Origin of the sequence: Luteimonas sp. MC1825 (assembly GCF_014764385.1) — a bacterium.
Classification (GTDB): domain Bacteria; phylum Pseudomonadota; class Gammaproteobacteria; order Xanthomonadales; family Xanthomonadaceae; genus Luteimonas.
Genome location: NZ_CP061714.1, coordinates 1,718,512 through 1,734,964 on the forward strand (window position 1 = coordinate 1,718,512; position 16,453 = coordinate 1,734,964).

24 protein-coding genes and 1 pseudogene are annotated in these 16,453 nt (G+C 70.3%); 12 read left to right on the plus strand and 13 right to left on the minus strand.

The features are described from left to right. Nucleotides 1–42: 42 nt before the first annotated feature. The 5 genes from IDM46_RS07895 to IDM46_RS07915 form a co-directional block, all read right to left on the minus strand. Nucleotides 43–1,320, minus strand: a complete 1,278-nt coding sequence (locus tag IDM46_RS07895; RefSeq protein WP_185115391.1) for a TIGR03862 family flavoprotein — start codon at nucleotides 1,318–1,320, stop codon at nucleotides 43–45. A 3-nt stretch (nucleotides 1,321–1,323) separates the two neighbouring features. Further along, the gene (locus IDM46_RS07900) at nucleotides 1,324–1,665 is read right to left on the minus strand and encodes a zinc ribbon domain-containing protein YjdM (protein WP_182820727.1); all 342 of its coding nucleotides are present in this window, start codon (nucleotides 1,663–1,665) and stop codon (nucleotides 1,324–1,326) included. 94 nt (nucleotides 1,666–1,759) lie between these two features. Continuing rightward, a complete protein-coding gene (locus IDM46_RS07905) occupies nucleotides 1,760–1,933 on the minus strand; it encodes a DUF1328 domain-containing protein (protein WP_182820725.1) in 174 nt (57 codons plus the stop codon). Nucleotides 1,934–1,972: 39 nt separating this feature from the next. Further along, nucleotides 1,973–2,278, minus strand: a complete 306-nt coding sequence (locus IDM46_RS07910) for a hypothetical protein (RefSeq protein WP_185115392.1) — start codon at nucleotides 2,276–2,278, stop codon at nucleotides 1,973–1,975. Between the two features lie 88 nt (nucleotides 2,279–2,366). Beyond that, the gene (locus IDM46_RS07915; protein ID WP_182820721.1) at nucleotides 2,367–2,900 is read right to left on the minus strand and encodes a riboflavin biosynthesis protein RibA; all 534 of its coding nucleotides are present in this window, start codon (nucleotides 2,898–2,900) and stop codon (nucleotides 2,367–2,369) included. 154 nt (nucleotides 2,901–3,054) lie between these two features. Here IDM46_RS07915 and IDM46_RS07920 point away from each other — a divergent pair, with 154 nt between their 5' ends. Beyond that, nucleotides 3,055–4,026: an SDR family NAD(P)-dependent oxidoreductase gene (locus tag IDM46_RS07920; RefSeq protein WP_185115393.1), complete on the plus strand. Its 972-nt coding sequence runs from the start codon at nucleotides 3,055–3,057 to the stop codon at nucleotides 4,024–4,026. Nucleotides 4,027–4,050: 24 nt separating this feature from the next. Continuing rightward, a pseudogene (locus tag IDM46_RS07925) lies at nucleotides 4,051–4,383 on the plus strand (mechanosensitive ion channel family protein); the annotation flags it as partial. 38 nt (nucleotides 4,384–4,421) lie between these two features. Here the strand turns inward: IDM46_RS07925 and IDM46_RS07930 are convergent. Together IDM46_RS07930 and IDM46_RS07935 are read right to left on the minus strand one after the other, a co-directional pair. Continuing rightward, nucleotides 4,422–4,730 carry an AzlD domain-containing protein gene (locus IDM46_RS07930; RefSeq protein ID WP_182820717.1) on the minus strand — a complete coding sequence of 103 codons (309 nt, stop codon included), beginning with the start codon at nucleotides 4,728–4,730 and terminating at the stop codon, nucleotides 4,422–4,424. Then, nucleotides 4,730–5,479, minus strand: a complete 750-nt coding sequence (locus tag IDM46_RS07935; protein WP_185115394.1) for an AzlC family ABC transporter permease — start codon at nucleotides 5,477–5,479, stop codon at nucleotides 4,730–4,732. The genes IDM46_RS07930 and IDM46_RS07935 overlap by 1 nt, the downstream gene beginning before the upstream one ends. Before the next feature lie 184 nt (nucleotides 5,480–5,663). Here IDM46_RS07935 and IDM46_RS07940 point away from each other — a divergent pair, with 184 nt between their 5' ends. The 6 genes from IDM46_RS07940 to IDM46_RS07965 all read left to right on the plus strand — a co-directional run bounded on the left by IDM46_RS07940 (nucleotide 5,664) and on the right by IDM46_RS07965 (nucleotide 8,482). Next, entirely contained in the window at nucleotides 5,664–6,218 is a 555-nt protein-coding gene (locus tag IDM46_RS07940; RefSeq protein WP_185115395.1) for an NADPH-dependent FMN reductase, read from the plus strand. A 170-nt stretch (nucleotides 6,219–6,388) separates the two neighbouring features. Beyond that, nucleotides 6,389–7,075 (plus strand): protein N-lysine methyltransferase family protein, encoded by a 687-nt coding sequence (locus IDM46_RS07945; RefSeq protein WP_223877933.1) that lies wholly within the window; start codon nucleotides 6,389–6,391, stop codon nucleotides 7,073–7,075. Then, nucleotides 7,072–7,377 carry a YkgJ family cysteine cluster protein gene (locus tag IDM46_RS07950; protein WP_185115396.1) on the plus strand — a complete coding sequence of 102 codons (306 nt, stop codon included), beginning with the start codon at nucleotides 7,072–7,074 and terminating at the stop codon, nucleotides 7,375–7,377. Before IDM46_RS07945 ends, IDM46_RS07950 begins: the two co-directional genes overlap by 4 nt. A 13-nt stretch (nucleotides 7,378–7,390) precedes the next feature. Next, entirely contained in the window at nucleotides 7,391–7,654 is a 264-nt protein-coding gene (locus IDM46_RS07955; protein WP_223877934.1) for a hypothetical protein, read from the plus strand. A 60-nt stretch (nucleotides 7,655–7,714) separates the two neighbouring features. After that, complete coding sequence (locus IDM46_RS07960; protein ID WP_182820710.1) at nucleotides 7,715–8,263, plus strand: peroxiredoxin; 549 nt, start codon at nucleotides 7,715–7,717, stop codon at nucleotides 8,261–8,263. A 51-nt stretch (nucleotides 8,264–8,314) separates the two neighbouring features. Then, complete coding sequence (locus IDM46_RS07965; RefSeq protein ID WP_182820708.1) at nucleotides 8,315–8,482, plus strand: hypothetical protein; 168 nt, start codon at nucleotides 8,315–8,317, stop codon at nucleotides 8,480–8,482. A gap of 11 nt (nucleotides 8,483–8,493) precedes the next feature. On the opposite strand, the gene IDM46_RS07970 is transcribed toward IDM46_RS07965, so the two are convergent. Together IDM46_RS07970 and IDM46_RS07975 are read right to left on the minus strand one after the other, a co-directional pair. Next, nucleotides 8,494–9,450, minus strand: coding sequence for an NAD(P)/FAD-dependent oxidoreductase (locus tag IDM46_RS07970; protein ID WP_182820706.1), 957 nt, complete (start codon nucleotides 9,448–9,450; stop codon nucleotides 8,494–8,496). Next, nucleotides 9,447–10,352, minus strand: a complete 906-nt coding sequence (locus tag IDM46_RS07975; protein ID WP_185115397.1) for a dienelactone hydrolase family protein — start codon at nucleotides 10,350–10,352, stop codon at nucleotides 9,447–9,449. The genes IDM46_RS07970 and IDM46_RS07975 overlap by 4 nt, the downstream gene beginning before the upstream one ends. 292 nt (nucleotides 10,353–10,644) lie before the next feature. Here IDM46_RS07975 and IDM46_RS07980 point away from each other — a divergent pair, with 292 nt between their 5' ends. Next, the gene (locus IDM46_RS07980) at nucleotides 10,645–10,950 is read left to right on the plus strand and encodes a hypothetical protein (RefSeq protein WP_182823961.1); all 306 of its coding nucleotides are present in this window, start codon (nucleotides 10,645–10,647) and stop codon (nucleotides 10,948–10,950) included. A 22-nt stretch (nucleotides 10,951–10,972) separates the two neighbouring features. Here the strand turns inward: IDM46_RS07980 and IDM46_RS07985 are convergent, their stop codons facing one another. Together IDM46_RS07985 and IDM46_RS07990 are read right to left on the minus strand one after the other, a co-directional pair. After that, nucleotides 10,973–11,830: a PA4780 family RIO1-like protein kinase gene (locus IDM46_RS07985; protein ID WP_182820702.1), complete on the minus strand. Its 858-nt coding sequence runs from the start codon at nucleotides 11,828–11,830 to the stop codon at nucleotides 10,973–10,975. Between the two features lie 77 nt (nucleotides 11,831–11,907). After that, a complete protein-coding gene (locus IDM46_RS07990) occupies nucleotides 11,908–12,447 on the minus strand; it encodes a DUF2058 domain-containing protein (protein ID WP_182820700.1) in 540 nt (179 codons plus the stop codon). A gap of 192 nt (nucleotides 12,448–12,639) precedes the next feature. Between IDM46_RS07990 and azu the strand changes: the two genes are divergently transcribed. Together azu and nirK are read left to right on the plus strand one after the other, a co-directional pair. Then, a complete protein-coding gene (gene azu / locus IDM46_RS07995) occupies nucleotides 12,640–13,095 on the plus strand; it encodes an azurin (RefSeq protein WP_182820697.1) in 456 nt (151 codons plus the stop codon). Nucleotides 13,096–13,268: 173 nt separating this feature from the next. Further along, a complete protein-coding gene (nirK, locus tag IDM46_RS08000) occupies nucleotides 13,269–14,438 on the plus strand; it encodes a copper-containing nitrite reductase (RefSeq protein ID WP_182820695.1) in 1,170 nt (389 codons plus the stop codon). A 107-nt stretch (nucleotides 14,439–14,545) separates the two neighbouring features. Here nirK and IDM46_RS08005 read toward each other — a convergent pair whose 3' ends face one another. After that, nucleotides 14,546–15,193 (minus strand): DNA-3-methyladenine glycosylase, encoded by a 648-nt coding sequence (locus IDM46_RS08005; protein WP_223877935.1) that lies wholly within the window; start codon nucleotides 15,191–15,193, stop codon nucleotides 14,546–14,548. A 31-nt stretch (nucleotides 15,194–15,224) separates the two neighbouring features. Here IDM46_RS08005 and IDM46_RS08010 point away from each other — a divergent pair, with 31 nt between their 5' ends. Next, nucleotides 15,225–15,845 carry a trimeric intracellular cation channel family protein gene (locus tag IDM46_RS08010; protein WP_185115398.1) on the plus strand — a complete coding sequence of 207 codons (621 nt, stop codon included), beginning with the start codon at nucleotides 15,225–15,227 and terminating at the stop codon, nucleotides 15,843–15,845. Between the two features lie 29 nt (nucleotides 15,846–15,874). On the opposite strand, the gene IDM46_RS08015 is transcribed toward IDM46_RS08010, so the two are convergent. Beyond that, on the minus strand, nucleotides 15,875–16,447 hold the full coding sequence (locus tag IDM46_RS08015) for a DUF488 domain-containing protein (RefSeq protein ID WP_185115399.1): 573 nt from the start codon (nucleotides 16,445–16,447) through the stop codon (nucleotides 15,875–15,877). Nucleotides 16,448–16,453 lie beyond the last annotated feature (6 nt).

Sequence of the window (16,453 nt, forward strand, 5' to 3'; positions counted from 1 at the left end):
CGGCCACGGCACATTGCCACGGCGTGCCGCCCCTGCGCGTGATCAGCCGGCAGGCGTCGCGGCTTGCATCCCGAGCCACTGCAGGGCGCCGCGCGCGGCAACGAGCCCGCTGGCGAAGCACGCCGTCAGCAGGTAGCCACCGGTCGGTGCCTCCCAGTCGAGCATCTCGCCGGCGACAAACGTGCCCGGGCGTGCCTCCAGCATCAGTGCGCCATCCACGGCCTCCAGGCGCACGCCGCCGGCCGTGCTGATCGCTTCCTCGAGCGGGCGCGGCGCGCGCAGCAGCAGCGGCAGGCGCTTGGCCGTCGCGGCCAGCGCGGCCATGTCGTGCATGCGGTCTGCGCCCAGCACCTCCCGCAGAAGCCCGACCCTGGCCCCGGCGATGCCGGTCGTGCGGCGCAGGTGCTCGCCGATGCTGCGCTTGCCGCGCGGGCGCGCCAGGTCCTGCTGAAGGCGCGCTTCGTCGCGGCCCGGGCTGAGGTCGAGATGCACCACGGCATGGCCATCGCGCGCGATCAGCTCACGCAGCGTCGCCGACGCGGCATACACCAGGCTGCCCTCGACGCCGTGCGCCGACACCACGGCTTCGCCTTGCAGCGCACGCGGGGTGCCGTCCAGCTCCAGCCAGTGCAGCACCAGCGGCTTCAGCGGCGCTCCGGCATGGCGCGCGCTGAAATGCGGCGACCAGGCGACGTCGAAGCCGCAGTTGGACGGCCGCAGCGGTGCCAGGTCCACGCCCGCCGCACGCAACCCGGCCTGCCAGGCGCCGTCCGAGCCGAGCTGCGGCCAGCTGCCGCCACCAAGGGCCAGCACCGTGGCGTCGGCTTCGACCGAGCGCGCGCCGTCGGGTGTTTCGAAGCGCAGCGCGCCATCCGCGTCCCAGCCGCACCAGCGATGCTGGACGTGGAACGCCACGCCTTGCGTGCGCAGGCGCCGCACCCAGCCCCGCAGCAGGGGCGCGGCCTTGAGGTCGGACGGGAACACGCGCCCGGACGATCCGACGAAAGTCTCCACGCCCAGGCCCCGCGCCCACGCGCGCAACGCGTCGGCGTCGAATGCGGACAACCAGCCCCCGACCTCGCCCGCGCGCGCGCCGTAGCGGCCGGCGAACAGCGCCGGCGGATCGGAGTGGGTGAGGTTCAGGCCGCCCTTGCCGGCGATCAGGAACTTGCGGCCGACCGAACCCTTGGCCTCGAACAGGTCGACATCGGCACCCGCCGCGCGCAGCACTTCCGCCGCCATCAGTCCGGCGGGGCCGCCGCCGACCACGGCAACCCGGCGACGTGCCGGCGCCTCCGCCGCTGCCCGGCTCGGACACATGCGTCAGGCCTTGCGCAGGAAGCAGGTCTTGAGCACGAGGTCGCGGATCTTGTCCGAGTGGCCCTCGATATGCTCGGCGTCGTCCTCGACCAGGCGGATGTTGCGGATCACCGAACCTTGCTTGAGCGGGATCGACGACCCCTTCACCTTCAGGTCCTTGATCACCACCACCGTATCGCCGGCAGCCAGCACGTTGCCGTTGCTGTCGCGCACCACCAGCGCGATCGCGCCGGCGTCGGCGTCACCGGCCGCCCACTCATGGCCGCAGTCGGCGCACATCCACAGGGCGCCATCGGCGTAGGTGTTCTCGAGGCCGCATTGCGGACAGGCGGGGATGGCGGGCATGGGAGCTCCACGATGCGTCGGGGCCACCCATTGTAGCCGGCCGTGCCATCGCGTCCTTGGCAACCTGCCCGACGCGCGACCGCGTCAACCCTCCTCAGGTGACCGCTTTGAACACCGTCAGCCCGAGCACGAACAGCACCACGGCGAGGATGATCGCCGCCCAGAACAGGAACTTGGCGATACCCATCGCGGCGCCGGCGACACCGCTGAACCCCAGCGCGCCGGCGATCAGGCCGATGACCGCCAGGATGATGGCCCACTTGATCATGTCGACTCCCTGCACGCCGCACATGCGGCAACGGAAGCTTCACGCAAGCGGCGTGCGCCCGCCGTGAACCGGAGGCGAGGCGCGCGCCGCGACGCGCACCGCCGGGTCGGCGAAGTAGCGGCCAATCTGGTACCAGACCAGCATCGCACCGCCACCGATGACCAGCGCGCCCGGCGCATTGCCCGGCTGCCACAGGTACAGGGCGACGGCCACCCCCGACATCACCAGCAGCCATGCCCAGGCTTGCCAGCGCCGCAGCAGGGCCGTGCGCGTTTCTTTGCCGATGATCTCCCGTGCCCGCGCCTCGCTGATGCCGAATTCCTGGCTGATCGCTTCCGCCCTCATCCCGTCCCCTTCGCCTGCTGCGAGCGCCCGATTACGCCATGGAACCCGGCCGCGTGGAAGGGGGTAGCAGGCAATCAGGTCGCCTGCGTTACAGCGTGGACGTGGTGTCGCCACCGAGCGCCTCGAGTGCCTGCGCCGCCCGGGCGCGCTGTTCCGACGAAAACGCATGCACCACCACCGACGAGCGGCCCTCGTCCAGCGCCGTGACCGCGTTCTGCACGAAGCGGTCGTGATCGGGGCGCAGCGCGACCAGTCCACCCAGCATCAGGCCGGCCGTGGCGCCGAAGAACAGCAGCACCAGCACCGAGGCCACCGGCGAACGCACCACGAACTGCAGCCCGGCGAAATACAGCACGGCGAAGGCCACGACGCCGAGCACCGCGCCGGCGATCCCCAGGCGCACGTGGGCACGCACGATGGTCTTCCAGATGCCCTGGCTTTCGGGTTCCAGCTTGCGGCGCGCATGCGCTTCGCCGGGCAGCAACAGCTGGACCTGCGCAGGTTGCAGGCCGAGCGAGGCCTGCACGCTGGTGGCGGCGTCGCGGGCAGCGCCTGCGGTGGCGAACACCGCCACCACCTTGCTGTTGGAGACCTCGCCGGTCAGCACCGTTTCTCCGCTCATGGCATGTCCTCCTGGAAGCCCGTGGCAAGGCTGCCGCAACGGGCATTGCGGCGTCGTGACGGCATGTGGACCGCACGTCCCCGCCAATGGCTGCTTGCGCAGGGCGCTCGAGGGCTCGACCATCCACGGCTCGCCTGTCATCGGAATTCCATCGATGCGAATCGATCTTTCGCGCCGCCAGGTCCTGCACGCCGCCGGCTTCGCACTGCTGGCGCCGACGTTGGGCCACGCCCGTGCGCTCGCCGCGGCTGCGGACGTCGTGCCGGAGCCACCTTCCGGTTTCGATTCCGCAACAACCGCCGAAGCGGCCACCCGCGGGCTCGACCTCGCAGGCCGGACCGCGCTGGTCACCGGAGCGACGTCGGGCATCGGCATGGAGACGATGCGCGTGCTCGCCCTGCGCGGCGCGCATGTCATCGCCACTGCACGCTCGCGCGACAAGGCGGAGGCTGCCCGCCGGGGCATGCGTGGACGCATCACGCCGGTGGTACTCGACCTGGCGGACTTCGATTCGGTGCGCGCCTGCGCGGCGCAGGTCCGCGCGCTCTCGCCGAAGCTGGATGCGCTGGTCTGCAATGCCGGCATCGTGCTCGACCGGCTCGAGCAGGTGCGCGGGCTCGAGAAGCAGTTCGTGGTCAACCATCTCGGCCACTTCCTGCTGGTCAATGAACTGCTGGCGCAGGTGCGCGCGGCGGCGCAGGGGCGCGTGGTGGTGCTCGGCAGCGGCGACCACGAGCGGGCACCGACCGGTGGCATCCAGTTCGATGACCTGTCCGGGGCCGGCTGGAATGCCCGCTACAGCCACTCCAAGCTCGCCAACGGCCTGTTCTCCCTGGAACTCGCGCGACGCCTGCGCGGCACGTCCGCCACGGCCAACTGCGTGACGCCGGGTCACACGCGCACCAACATCCTGCGCGACGTCGGCAATGCCTACCGCGACAGCGCGCGCACAGTGCAGGTGGGCGCGGCCACGCCGTGCTACGCGGCCGTGCATCCTGCGATCGCCGGCGTCAGCGGCACCTACCTGCGTGACTTCCGCGCGGCAGCACAGGGTGCGCACCAGCGGGATGCGGCCATGGCGCGGCGGCTGTGGGATGTTTCGGCAGCGCTCACCCGCAAGACATGACACACAAGGAAGCCGCGCGTGATCGTCGCCGCAGTGGCGTTCTTCGCGGCATGGAGCGTGCTGTCGAACATCTTCTGCGCGATGCTGATCCTGGCCACGCGGCCGTTCCGCCTGCACGACGACATCGAACTGCTGGAAGGCGGCGACAAGCCCGGGCTCGGCGGTCGCGTCACCGACATCAACCTGGTCTACACCACGCTGCTGGAAACCACGGATGACGGCGAACCGCGGGGCAGCGTGCTGCGCGTCCCCAACAGCCTGTTCTTCCAGCGCACGGTGCGTCGTTGGCGCAGCAACGACGAGCGCCGCGAGTGGTCGATGCGACCGCCCAGGCGCGAGCGTGAACTTGACGTCTGACGGCGGCGCGCCCCCTGGCGCGCATGCGCGCGCGCCGGCTACTGCAGCCAGGCGCGCAGCAGGGCCGGCGCGGCGGCGCCCACCAGCACCACCACCAGGAAAGGCATGCGCAACAGCAGCGCCAACGCGGCCGCAGCGAACGCCGCCACGCGCGCATCGAAGGCCAGCGCCTGGCCGCTGGCGAAGGCGTTCATCGCCGTCAGCGACGCCAGCAGGCCGATCGTCAGCGTCCCCGCCACACGTCGCATCCGTGGCGCTTGCAGCCAGCGCGCAGGCACCAGGTAGCCCGACAGTTTGATCGCGTAGGCCGCGACGCTGGCCAGCAGGATCCACGCCCACACCGACATCAGCGCGGATCTTCCGCTGGCAGGACCCGTGGCCCCGCACCCGCGTGCTCGGCCGGATCGATGTCGGGCTCCAGGCCTTCGTCCGCCGGACCGTGGCTGAACCAGCCCCAGAGCGCGGCGACCAGCGCAGCCACCAGGATCGGGACGCCCGGCGGCGCGACGGGCACCGCCAGCACCGTGGCCAGCGCGCAGGCCACCGCGAGGGCCACCGGTTCGCGGGCCGACAGCCGTGGCCACAGCAGGGCGAGGAAGGCGGCCACCGCCGCGCCATCCAGTCCCCAGCGGCGGGGATCGCCGAGCGCATCGCCCAGCAGCGCGCCTGCGGCGGTGAACAGCGACCACAGCACGTAGACGCCGAGGCCTGCCGTCCAGAATCCGCGACGCTGTTCGTCCGGCTCGACCTGTCCCGCGGCCGTTGCCGCCGATTCGTCGATCGTGACCTGCGCCGCGACCCAGCGCCGCCAGCCGCGCGGCCGCAGCATGCGGTTGATCTGCATGCCATAGACCGCGTTGCGCACGCCGAGCAGCGTCGCCGCGCCGAACGCCGCCGAACCGCTGCCGCCGCCAGCCAGCACGCCGATGAACGCGAACTGCGAACCGCCGGTGAACATCAGCATGCTCAACGCGACCACCTGCCATGCGTCCAGGCCGGCGGCGACGCCGAGCGCGCCGAACGACAGGCCGTAGAGGCCGGTGGCGAAGGCGATCGAGAGGCCGATCCGGACCGCCGGCGAATGGATGAGGCGCATGCGCGCATTTTGCCATGGGGCGTCCAGCGTGCCGCTCCGTGCATGGCGATGGGACGCTTCGTTCGCGCAATGGCGTCGGGATGCATCGTTCCGCGCGAAAACGGCGGCAGGGCCTTCCTGTCGCTTGAAGCATCGCTACTCTCGCACCAGTTCTTTCCGCCTCCATCCAATAACTGGACATCCCGTGAGCACCTACCGCCTCGCCATCATCGTCGGCAGCAACCGTCGCGAATCCATCAACCGCAAGCTCGCCGAAGCCATGGCGCGGCTGCTGCCCGCCAACTTCGAAGTCAGCTATCCGCGCATCGACGACCTGCCCATGTACAACATGGACCTCGAAGGCGAGCGCCCCACGGCGGTCACCCGCTTCACCGACGAGGTCCGCGCCGCCGACGCCGTGGCCGTGGTGATGCCCGAACACAACCGCTCGCTCCCCGCGGTGCTGAAGAACGCGATCGACTGGGGGTCCAAGCCGATGGACGCCAACGTCTGGCGCGGCAAGGCGGCCTCGATCACCGGCACCACGCCGGGCGCGATCGGCACCGCCGTCGGCCAGCAGCACCTGCGCCAGATCCTCGGCATCCTCGGCGCCGTGGTGCAGGGCGGCGAGGCCTACATCCAGTTCAAGCCGGACCTCATTGGTGCCGACGGCGACTTCACCGATCCGGCCACCCGCGCCTTCCTGCAGGCCTACGTGGACGGTTTCGTCGACCTGGTCACGCGACTCGACAAGCGCTGAACCGCAGCGGCAGCAGCGGGCCGTTCAGGGCCCGCCGCCTGCCGCCTGCTAAGATGCGGGCATCGGCACACCTGCGCCGCACGCGCGTCCCGCGCGACCCACGGTCGCCCGCCTCGCTCCCCCACGCGTCACCGCTCCGTTTTCCGGAGCGACGCCCCATGGATGCGCCCGTGCCCGGATACCTCACACGCAATCTCGTGACCCACGTCGATGGCGTGGCGTTCCAGCTGCGCGTGCTCAGCGACCTGCAGCAATACGCCGATCCTGACAGCCATGCCGACGCGCTTGGCATTTCCTCCGCGCAATGGAGCCTGTTCGGCCAGCTCTGGCCGGCGGGACGCCTGCTGGCAGGTGCCATGCAGCATGTCGACATCGCCGGTCGCCGCATCCTCGAACTCGGCTGCGGCATCGGCCTGGCCAGCCTGGTGCTGCAGCGTCGCGGCGCCGATGTCATCGCCTCCGACATCCATCCGCTGGCGGATGCCTTCCTGGCCTACAACGCCGCGCTGAACGCCCTGCCCGCCGTGCACTACCGGCACATGCGCTGGGAGGAACCGCTGCCGTCGCTCGGCATGTTCGACCTGGTCATCGCCAGCGACGTGCTCTACGAACGCGGCCACGCCGCACTGCTGTCCGAAGTGGTCGCGCGGCACACCCTGCCGGAAGCCGAAGTGATCGTCAGCGATGCCGGACGCGGCCACGGCGCCGCGTTTGCCCGCGCGCTTGGCGTGCTCGGATTCATCCCCACCGCCGGCGACGAACATGCAGCCATCGCCGCCGAGACCGGACCAGGCGCCACGCCCGGCTGCCGCCTGCTGCATTTCCGGCGCACGCTCGCGTCCCGGCGCGCCGCATGAGCACGCGCGACGATGATTGCGCACGCTGCGACGCGGTCTGCTGCCGCCTGACCGTGGTGCTGCAACCCGAAGACCGCATCCCGGCCTACCTCACCGCGACCACCAGCGCCGGCCTGCACGTTATGGCGCGCGACGAGGAAGGCTGGTGCGTGGCCGTGGATCCGGCGCACATGCATTGTTCGATCTACGAGACGCGACCCGAGGTCTGCCGCCGCTTCGTCATGGGCGCGCCCTATTGCAGCGCGATCCGCGAGGATTACAGTGCCAGCAGGGCACAGGGCATTCCCCTGGTCATGTACTGAACCGGAGCCACGCATGTCCAGCAAGCCACCACCCGCTTCCAGCTCGGCCACCAGCCGCATCTTCGCCGTCGGCAAGGCGCCCAAGGCGGGCGAGCGCGGCGCCGGCATGACGCGCGAGCGCATCGCGTCGGACCTCGCCGCGTTCCACGCGACCGGCGGCCACATCGAGGTGCTGGGCACGACGCGCCTGCTCACGCGCATCGGCGGTGACCCCGCCCCGCCCGTCGCCGAGGCCGCCCTGCCTGCGGTGAAGCCCGCGCGCCGCGGCAAGGCCTGATCCACGTCGCCGCCGGCGGCGGTGTATAACGCAGGTCCCCACATCTGCAGGAGCCGCGCGATGAACGTATTGTCCAGGCTGGCCACCGTCGCACTCGCGGCCACCGTGCTGCTCGCCGCGCCGTCGATGGCCGCGCTCAAGTCCGGTGATCCTGCACCCGATTTCAGCGCGCCGGCATTCATGGCCGGCGAGCCGTTCACGTTCAAGCTGGCAGATGCCCTGCGCAAGGGCCCGGTCGTGGTGTACTTCTTCCCGGCCGCGCGCACACCCGGCTGCAATCTCGAGGCGAGCCTGTTCTCGAAGGCGATCGACCGCTTCGCGGCTCACGACGCCACGGTGATCGGCGTCACCGCCGGCAACATCGAGCAGCTGGCCGGCTTTTCCGCGGACACCGAAACCTGCGCCGGCAAGTTCCCTGTCGCCGCCGACCCGGGTGCCGCGATCGCCATGAAGTACGACGCCGTGCTGGAAGGCCGGCCGGACATGTCCAGCCGCACCTCCTACGTGATCTCAAAGTCCGGCGAGATCGTCCTCGCTTACTCGGATTCCAATCCCAACCGGCACGTCGCGGAGACGCTGGCGGCGGTCGCCGCGCTCGACGGCAAGTAGCAAACCGCCCCAGGGCTTACACTGTCGGGACTCCCAGCAAAAGGAAATCCCTTGGCCAAGCCAAATTATTCGTTCGAGAAGCGCCAGCGCGAGCTGGCGAAGAAGAAGGCCCAGGACGAAAAGGACGCCCGCAAGCGCGCCGCGCGCGAAGCGGCCAAGCCGCAATCGCCCGACGCCGCCGAACCCGCTGCGGAAGACGCCGCGCCCGAGTCGACCTGAGGCGCCCGCGCTCAGTCGAGCCGGCTGCCCTCCAGTTCCCGCAGCCAGTTGTGGGCGCGGGTGGCGGCGATTGCCCCGTGGCCCACGGCCACGCTGATCTGGTCCAGGCCGTCCACGATATCGCCCACGCAGTACAACCCCGGGACCCTGGTCCCGAACGGTGAGCGCATGTCGGTGCTGCCGTTTTGGTCCACCTCCAGCCCCAGCATCACCGCGAGTTCGGTGCGCTGGCGGCAGCCCAGCGCCGGATAGACCACGTCGAACGCCAGGGGCGCTTCGACGCCTTCGACATGGATGTCGAAGCGGTCGCGGTTAGGCGCGTAGCGCACCACGGGCCGGGCGACGATGGTGATCCCGGCGTCGGCCAGCTGCGCGCGCTCCTCGCGCGTGAGTTCGTCGTTGCTGCGCGGCAGCAGGGTGATGTCATCGGTGAAGGTGCGCAGGAACAGTGCCTCGGCGGCGCCCTGCCCGTCGCAGCCAATCACCGCCACGCGGTGGTCGATGTGCTCGTAGCCGTCGCAGACCGGGCAATAGCGCAGCACCCCGGCCTCGATCGCGGCCTCGTGGACCTCATGCGGCAGCGGGATCTGTTCCAGGCGCAGCCCGGTGGCAAGCACCAGCGCGCGGGCATGCAGGCGCTGGCCATCCTTCAGCGTCAGCGTGAATCCCGGGTCCCGACCCTCCACTCCGGCCGCGGCCGCCACGACCTCGGCTTCGAGGACTTCGGCGCCGTAGCGTCCGGCGTGCCCCTGCATGCGCTCCAGCAGCTCGGGACCGGCCACGCCGTCCGGAAACCCGGGCGCGTTGTGGGTCAGCGGAATGCGCGCCGCGCGCGAGCGGCCGTCATGCACCACCAGCACCCGGCGGCGGAACCGCGCGAGGTAGAGCGCGGCGGACCAGCCGCCCGGCCCCGCTCCCACCACGATGCAATCCCAGCATTCGCCCGGCTGCAGGTCCGGGGCGCTCACGGGGTGACCCGCAGCGTACGCTTGAACAAGGCCAGCATCCGCGCCCACGCCTCCGTGGCGGCCGCTTCGTCGTAGCGTGGCGTGGTGTCGTTGTTGAAGCCGTGCTGGGTACCGGCGGGCTGGTAGAGCGCATGGCGCACGCCGGCCGCCTTCAGCGCCTCCGCGTACGCCGGCCATGCGGCGTTGATCCGTTCGTCGTCGGACGCCAGCACGACGAGCAGTTCGGCGCGGATCTTCGGCACCTCCTCCAGCGGCGCCGCACTGCCATAGAACGGCACCGCGGCGGCGAGTTCCGGCAACTGCGTGGCCAGGTAATTGGCCATGCCGCCGCCGTAGCAGAATCCGACCACGCCCATGCGCCCGTTGCCGCCCTCGATGCCCTGAAGGAGCCTCGCCGCGGCAATGAAATCCTCGCGGGTGCGGGCCTGGTCGAGGCCCTGGAACAGCTTGCGCGCGGCGTCTTCGTCGCCCGGATAGCCGCCCAGCGGAAACAGCGCATCCGGCGCGAACGCGATGTACCCGGCCAGCGCCAGGCGCCGCGCCACGTCCTCGATGTGCGGGTTGAGGCCACGGTTCTCATGCACCACCAGCACCGTGGGCAGTGGCCCGCCGGCACCTGCTGGACGGACGAGGTAGCCGCGCGCGCGGCCATAGCCCTGCGGGGAATCGAACTCGAGATGGCGCGCGTCCAGCCGGGCGTCGTCGGGCTTGACCTGCTGCGCCAGGGCGAACTGCGGGGACAGCGCCGCCAGCAGGCCCGCCGCCGTGGTCGCGCCCGCGGTGAAGCGCGCGGCGCCGGCCAGGAACCCGCGCCGGTCGATGTCGCCATGCACGTACCGGTCGAACAACTGGAGGACGGCGGGGTCGAAATCGGCTGCGGTCTTGCGCGGCGGAACAGGCATGTCGGCGTCCGGTGTTGGCGATGACCGCCGCATCCTAGCAAGCGCGCGCATGCACGGCGTCTGCACCAGAGTGCCCGCACAACGTCGCGCTGACGTCACTGAATACACGCCACGACGCCCGGAATTGCCGTCAAAAGTCGTTCAAACGTTGCACGTTGGCCGAACTTCGGCGGCGTAGCTGGCGGTTTCCCGCCAGTTATCGTATAATGCACGTTCCTTCCGCCACCGCCATTCCCTTACGGGCCGTGGCCGCATGTCTGCATCACGCAGCCCCATCAGCACGAGGAGACGCATGTCCAGCAAGACCACCCCGACCGCAGTCAAGCCAACGACCCCTTCACGCGTGTTCGCCGCCAGCTCCCGTGGCGCGCAGAACGCCAGCCTCAGCAGCGACACCATCGCCGCCGACATCGCGGCGTTCAAGACCCACGGGGGCCGGATCGAGGTCCTCGGCATCACCCCGCTCCGCACCCAGGCGCAGGGCCCGGCGTTCCGCTCCAAGAGCACCGCCAAGCGCGCCACGGCAACCGCGGCACGCGCCGCGACCGCGACAGTGGTCGCACCCGCCGCGACCAAGAAGAAGAAGTCCGCCGGCTGAGACGGCCGGCGCCCGCGCCGGGTCAATCGACTTCGGCCGCCGCCTCGCGTCCCTGCTGGCGGATCAGGGCTTCCTCGCGCGCGTCATTGATCGCCTCGCGCACGCTGTCCAGGTCGGCAACGCGCTCATCGTGCACGAAGGTGCCGGTGAGCACGGAGTCCGGCCGCAGTTCACCCGCTTCGAACAGCGCCCACATCTCCTCGCCGTACCAGGTATCCAGCAGCTCCGGCGCCCATTGGCCCAGGCCCGCGGTGAGGTTGTTGACGTCGCGCAGCAGCATGGTGCGCGCGGCGTTGTTGCCGCCCGCGCTGACCACCTGCGGGAAGTCGATGACCACCGGCCCGTCCGGGCCGACCAGGACGTTGTACGGCGACAGGTCGCCGTGGATCAGCCCGCAGCACAGCATCAGCACCACCTGGCGCACCAGCACCGCGTGGTACGCGCGTGCCTGCTCCGCGGTGAGTTCAACCTCGCCGAGCCGTGACGCCACGAATCCATCGGCGTCGGTGACCATTTCCATCACCAGCACGCCGTGGTGGAAGCCGTGCGGCTCGGGCACGCGCACGCCGGCATCGCGCAGCTGGTACAGCGCCTCGACCTCGGTGTTCTTCCACGCCTCTTCCTGCTGCCGACGCCCGTAGCGGGAGGCCTTGCCGATCGCACGCATCTCGCGGCTGCCGCGCACCTTGCGGCCTTCCTGGTACTGCACGCGCTGCTGGAAGCTGCGCTGTGCCATGTCCTTGTAGACCTTCGCGCAGCGCAGCTCGCCGCCGGCGCGCACTACGTACACCGCTGCTTCCTTGCCGCTCTTGAGGGGGCGCACGACCTCGTCGATGACGCCGTCGTCGATCAGCGCCTGCAGCGGGGCTGGGGTTCTCATTCAGTTCCTGGGGGCGTGGCGCGGGATCGCGCCGAAGCCGGCCATTCTCGCATTACCCGGTCGCAGGCCATGAACGGCTACCAGACCAGGTCGTCGGGCACCTTGAAGCGGCTGTACCAGTCATCGTCGGCGGCATCGGACTGCGGTGGCGCGCTGCGCGCATGGTCCAGCGCGATCATCGCCGGGTCGCGGGCCCCGACCTTCTCCGCGGCGGCGCGCGGGATGATGGCGTAGCCGCCGTCGTGGCAGGCGACCACCAGGCTGCCGGCGGCAAGCTGGCGACGCACCGCATCGGTCACCGGCAGGGTGCGGATCGCCCCTGCATGGGTGAACCGGTAGTCGATCGTGCCGTCCACGGCGAGCCGGTTCTGTTCCACGATCTGCCGCACCTGCGCCCGCAGTTCCTGCGCCCGCGCCTGCTCGTTGCGTTCGGCGGACAGCGCGCGGTCGCGCTCGATCTTGTCCAGTCGCGCGCGTTCCAGCGCGGCCTTGCCTTCATCGGCGGGTGGCGGGGACTTGGCATGGCGCTGGCGGGTCTGCTCGCGCGCCACCTGGTCGACCCTGGACTTCTTCGCCAGTCCGGCCTTGAGCAGTTGTTCCTGCAGTGGATTGCGCATGTCGGTGCCCTTGCATGGTGCCGCCCCGATGATACGCGGCCCGCGCCGACCGCGCCCCGCCAGGCCGCGGCGGATGACCCGGCCATGAACCCGGGTGCCTTTCGCCGGGCCGGATGACGCAGGTCAAGGAGCTGCCGGCAGACGCGCGGCAGACTGCATGCATCACGAAAACCAACGTCACCGGAGATCATCATGAAGAAGTCCATTCCCGTCCTTGTCGGCCTCGCGCTCCTTTCCGCGGGCGGGCTGGCCAGCGCCGCCAACTGCAGCATCGTGCTCGACAGCAACGACCGCATGCAGTACGACCAGAAGAGCATCGAGGTGTCGGCCGGCTGCGCGACGGTGACCGTCGAACTCAAGCACAGCGGCAAGCTGCCCAAGACGGCGATGGGCCACAACGTGGTGATCACCACCGAAGCCGACGCCACGCCGGTGGCACAGGCCGCGGTGAAGGCAGGCGCCGCGAATGGCTACGTACCGGCGGGCGACAAGCGCATCATCGCCGCCACCAAGATGCTGGGCGGCGGTGAGAGCACCAAGATCACGTTCCCGGGCCGCGCGCTCAAGGCCGGCAGCGACTACGCGTTCTTCTGCTCGTTCCCGGGCCACTCGGCGCTGATGCGCGGCAAGCTGGTGGTCAAGCCCTGAGCCGTTGCGCCCTGCTCCACGACGGACATGCCGGCCTCGCGCCGGCATGTTTTTTTGCGTGTGCAAGATTCCTGCACGGCATGCATTCAAACACTTGATTGGGGTCAAGGCGTGCGCGTCGCGGCACCTGTAGATTTTTCGGCAACGGGGGAAAGGCCCCCATGGAGCTGGAAATGAATGTCCTGAAGACCACGCTGCTCTCAGCGGCCCTCGCACTTGCCTGCGGCGCATTCGCCGCCCCGCCGGCGTACGCCGTGGATGCGCTCGAACTCATGCAGTCCACCATCGACCAGGCCCCCGACCTGTCGGCACTCGCCGAGCACAAGGTGCAACTGGTGCGGCCGCCGTTCGTGCACGCGCACGACCAGGTCGCACCCGGCGCGCCGCGGCTGGTGAAGTTCACCCTGCCGATCGAGGAAAAGGAAATCGTGATCGACGACAAGGGCACGCGCATGCACGCGATGACCTTCGGCGGTTCGATCCCCGGCCCGATGATGGTGGTGCACGAGGGCGACTACGTCGAACTCAAGCTGATCAACCTGGCCAGCAACAGCATGCCGCACAACATCGATTTCCACGCGGCCACCGGCGCGCTGGGTGGTGGCGACTTCACCGTCGTCTCACCGGGCGAGGAAGTCACGCTGCGCTGGAAGGCGACGCGCTCCGGCACCTTCATCTACCACTGCGCCCCGGGTGGCTCGATGACGCCGTGGCACGTGGTGCAGGGCATGCACGGCACGATCATGGTGCTGCCGCGCGACGGCCTGAAGGATGGCGACGGCAAGCCGCTGCGCTATGACCGCGCCTACTACGTCGGCGAGACGGACTTCTACATCCCGCGCGACGCCGATGGCAACTTCCGCTCGTATGGCAGTTCCGCCGAATCGCTGCCCGACACGCTGGCCACCATGCGCACGCTCACGCCTTCGCACATCGTCTTCAACGGCGCGGTCGGCGCGCTCACCGGCGAGAACGCGATGACGGCGAAGGTGGGCGAAACGGTGCTGTTCGTGCACTCGCAGGCCAACCGCGACACGCGTCCGCACCTGATCGGCGGCCACGGCGACTACGTCTGGGAGGAGGGCAAGTTCGACAACGCGCCGATGAAGGACCTCGAAACCTGGTTCATCCGCGGCGGTTCGGCGGGCGCAGCGTTGTACACGTTCCTGCAGCCGGGGCTGCACGTGTACCTCAACCACAACCTGATCGAGGCGGTGGAACTGGGTGCCGCGGGACACGTCCAGGTCTCCGGTGATCGCTGGAACCACGACCTGATGACGCAGCCCGCCAAGACGGGCCCGATCCGCCCCGACACGGACCTGTCGATGCCGGTCGCGCGCTGACGCGGTCCGCGCAGAGGCGGCAACACGCAAGGGCACCGCGATCGCGGTGCCCTTCGCGTTTGCGGCGTCATGACGCTCCTGGAACGCGCGCGGCGGCGCGCCAACCGTCAGCGCGCCAGCCACCGCCAGGGCAGTTCGACGGCCTTGGAAATCCCGATGCGCGGCGTGGCCCGCAGTGGTCCCCCGCCGCGAAAGCCGTCGTCGAAGATGCCCACGCGCGTGCTCTCCACCAGGTCTTCACCGTCGAACGTGCCGTCGATGCCCAGCGCCTGGGTCAGTTTTCCCGGCCCGTTGGCGAGGTCGGCATCACGCGACGCGCGCGGCCGCGCCGCACGCATGGCCTCGATGCCGGCCAGCGGCAGCAGCCCACGCATCAGCACGCCCGAACCATCGCCACAGGTCGCGTTGCAGCACCAGTGGATGCCGTAGCTGAAGTAGACATACAGGTGGCCCGGCGGGCCGAACATGGTGGCGTTGCGCTTTGTCGGCCCGCGGAAGGAGTGCGCCGCGGGATCGTCGCGCCCGCGATAGGCCTCGACCTCGACGATGCGACCGGCGCGGCCATCGGCCACGCGCAGGATCCGGTGCACCAGCGTCGGCGCTACGTCGAGCACATCGCGGTCGAAGAAGCTTCGGGGAAGGCGCGTCATGCCGGGCACGTCGTGGGCGGTGGGCGTGGCATCAGGGGCGCCATCCTGCCACGCCGACCCGGCCACCATCGCCACGCGGTCTTCGCACACTGCGGCCTGGGGCATGATGTGCGGCGGGGACCCACGGAGGCGCGCGATGACGCCATGGCTGGTGGTACTGCTGGACCTGCTTGGCACCTTCGCCTTCGCCATCAGCGGCGCGACGCTGGGCGTGCGCAAGCGCCTGGACTTCTTCGGCGTCATGGTGCTGGCGTTCGCGGCCGCAACCGCCGGCGGCATAGCACGCGACACCCTGCTTGGTGCCACGCCGCCCATTGCGCTGGCCGACTGGCGCTACCTCGCGGTGTCGGCGGTGGCCGGAGTCACCGTGTTCTTCGGCTATGAGCAGGTGGAACGCATGCGCAACCCGGTGCAGCTGTTCGATGCGGTGGGCCTGTCCCTGTTCGCGGTCACCGGCGCGGCCAAGGCGCTGGCCTTCGGGCTGGGCGGCACCGGCGCGGTGCTGCTGGGCATGCTGTCGGGCATCGGCGGTGGCATCGTGCGCGACGTGCTGGTGGCCGAAGTGCCGGCGGTGCTGCATCGCGAACTGTATGCCGTGGCCGCGGGGGCCGGCGCAGCCTGCGTGGTGGGCGGCGTGGCGCTGGGCTTCCGGCCGGGTCCCGCGATGGTGGCCGGTGCCGCACTGTGCTTCGTGCTGCGCTTCCTCGCCATCCGCCGCGGATGGCAGCTGCCGGTGGCCCGCAAACCCGGGGAATGACCGCCGGCGATGCGACCGCGGCATCGGCGTCAGCCACCGCCGCCGAACAACGACGCCTGCGCCGGCGGGTACACCAGGCGTCCGTCCACCACGCGTGCGGGCGAGGTCCAGGGGTGCGGCGTGGGTGCGCCGACGCCCAGGACGTGCAGGACCTCGACGCCGCGCAGCTTGAGCACGTCCGCCACCAGCGCGCGGTGGCAGCGCCACCACAGCGACTCCGCGCACATCAGTGCGCTGCGCCGACGCGACGCCATCTGCAGCGTGACCGCCAGCCCTTCGGCGAATTCGGCGCTGTCCAGGTGGTCCGCGTAGCCCTGGAAGGAGGCGTTGCGCCAGCCGGTGTTCAGCGAGCCGGGACGCGCCCTGCGGCGTCCGCCAAGCTGCGGCAGCCAGGCGTATTCGATGTCGCGCGCCGGCAGGCTGTCGGCGAGCGCCTCGCGCGCAAACCACGGATGGCGGCGCGAGCCCGGGAAGCGCCGCACGTCGAGGATCGCCTCGATGCGGTGCTGCGCGAGCATCGCCACGAAATCGTCGAACGCCAACGTTGAATGCCCGATCGTCCAGATCGTCGCGACATCGGGCGCTGGTGCGTCACCTGGCATGCCGCG

Coding starts and splice junctions, on each gene's coding strand:
- IDM46_RS07895 (WP_185115391.1), bottom strand. CDS start 1,320: ATGTGTCCGAGCCGGGCAGCGGCGGAGGCGCCGGCACGTCGCCGGGTT.
- IDM46_RS07900 (WP_182820727.1), bottom strand. CDS start 1,665: ATGCCCGCCATCCCCGCCTGTCCGCAATGCGGCCTCGAGAACACCTAC.
- IDM46_RS07905 (WP_182820725.1), bottom strand. CDS start 1,933: ATGATCAAGTGGGCCATCATCCTGGCGGTCATCGGCCTGATCGCCGGC.
- IDM46_RS07910 (WP_185115392.1), bottom strand. CDS start 2,278: ATGAGGGCGGAAGCGATCAGCCAGGAATTCGGCATCAGCGAGGCGCGG.
- IDM46_RS07915 (WP_182820721.1), bottom strand. CDS start 2,900: ATGAGCGGAGAAACGGTGCTGACCGGCGAGGTCTCCAACAGCAAGGTG.
- IDM46_RS07920 (WP_185115393.1), top strand. CDS start 3,055: ATGCGAATCGATCTTTCGCGCCGCCAGGTCCTGCACGCCGCCGGCTTC.
- IDM46_RS07930 (WP_182820717.1), bottom strand. CDS start 4,730: ATGTCGGTGTGGGCGTGGATCCTGCTGGCCAGCGTCGCGGCCTACGCG.
- IDM46_RS07935 (WP_185115394.1), bottom strand. CDS start 5,479: ATGCGCCTCATCCATTCGCCGGCGGTCCGGATCGGCCTCTCGATCGCC.
- IDM46_RS07950 (WP_185115396.1), top strand. CDS start 7,072: ATGAGCACGCGCGACGATGATTGCGCACGCTGCGACGCGGTCTGCTGC.
- IDM46_RS07955 (WP_223877934.1), top strand. CDS start 7,391: ATGTCCAGCAAGCCACCACCCGCTTCCAGCTCGGCCACCAGCCGCATC.
- IDM46_RS07960 (WP_182820710.1), top strand. CDS start 7,715: ATGAACGTATTGTCCAGGCTGGCCACCGTCGCACTCGCGGCCACCGTG.
- IDM46_RS07975 (WP_185115397.1), bottom strand. CDS start 10,352: ATGCCTGTTCCGCCGCGCAAGACCGCAGCCGATTTCGACCCCGCCGTC.
- IDM46_RS07980 (WP_182823961.1), top strand. CDS start 10,645: ATGTCCAGCAAGACCACCCCGACCGCAGTCAAGCCAACGACCCCTTCA.
- IDM46_RS07985 (WP_182820702.1), bottom strand. CDS start 11,830: ATGAGAACCCCAGCCCCGCTGCAGGCGCTGATCGACGACGGCGTCATC.
- IDM46_RS07990 (WP_182820700.1), bottom strand. CDS start 12,447: ATGCGCAATCCACTGCAGGAACAACTGCTCAAGGCCGGACTGGCGAAG.
- azu (WP_182820697.1), top strand. CDS start 12,640: ATGAAGAAGTCCATTCCCGTCCTTGTCGGCCTCGCGCTCCTTTCCGCG.
- nirK (WP_182820695.1), top strand. CDS start 13,269: ATGAATGTCCTGAAGACCACGCTGCTCTCAGCGGCCCTCGCACTTGCC.
- IDM46_RS08005 (WP_223877935.1), bottom strand. CDS start 15,193: ATGCCCCAGGCCGCAGTGTGCGAAGACCGCGTGGCGATGGTGGCCGGG.
- IDM46_RS08010 (WP_185115398.1), top strand. CDS start 15,225: ATGACGCCATGGCTGGTGGTACTGCTGGACCTGCTTGGCACCTTCGCC.
- IDM46_RS08015 (WP_185115399.1), bottom strand. CDS start 16,447: ATGCCAGGTGACGCACCAGCGCCCGATGTCGCGACGATCTGGACGATC.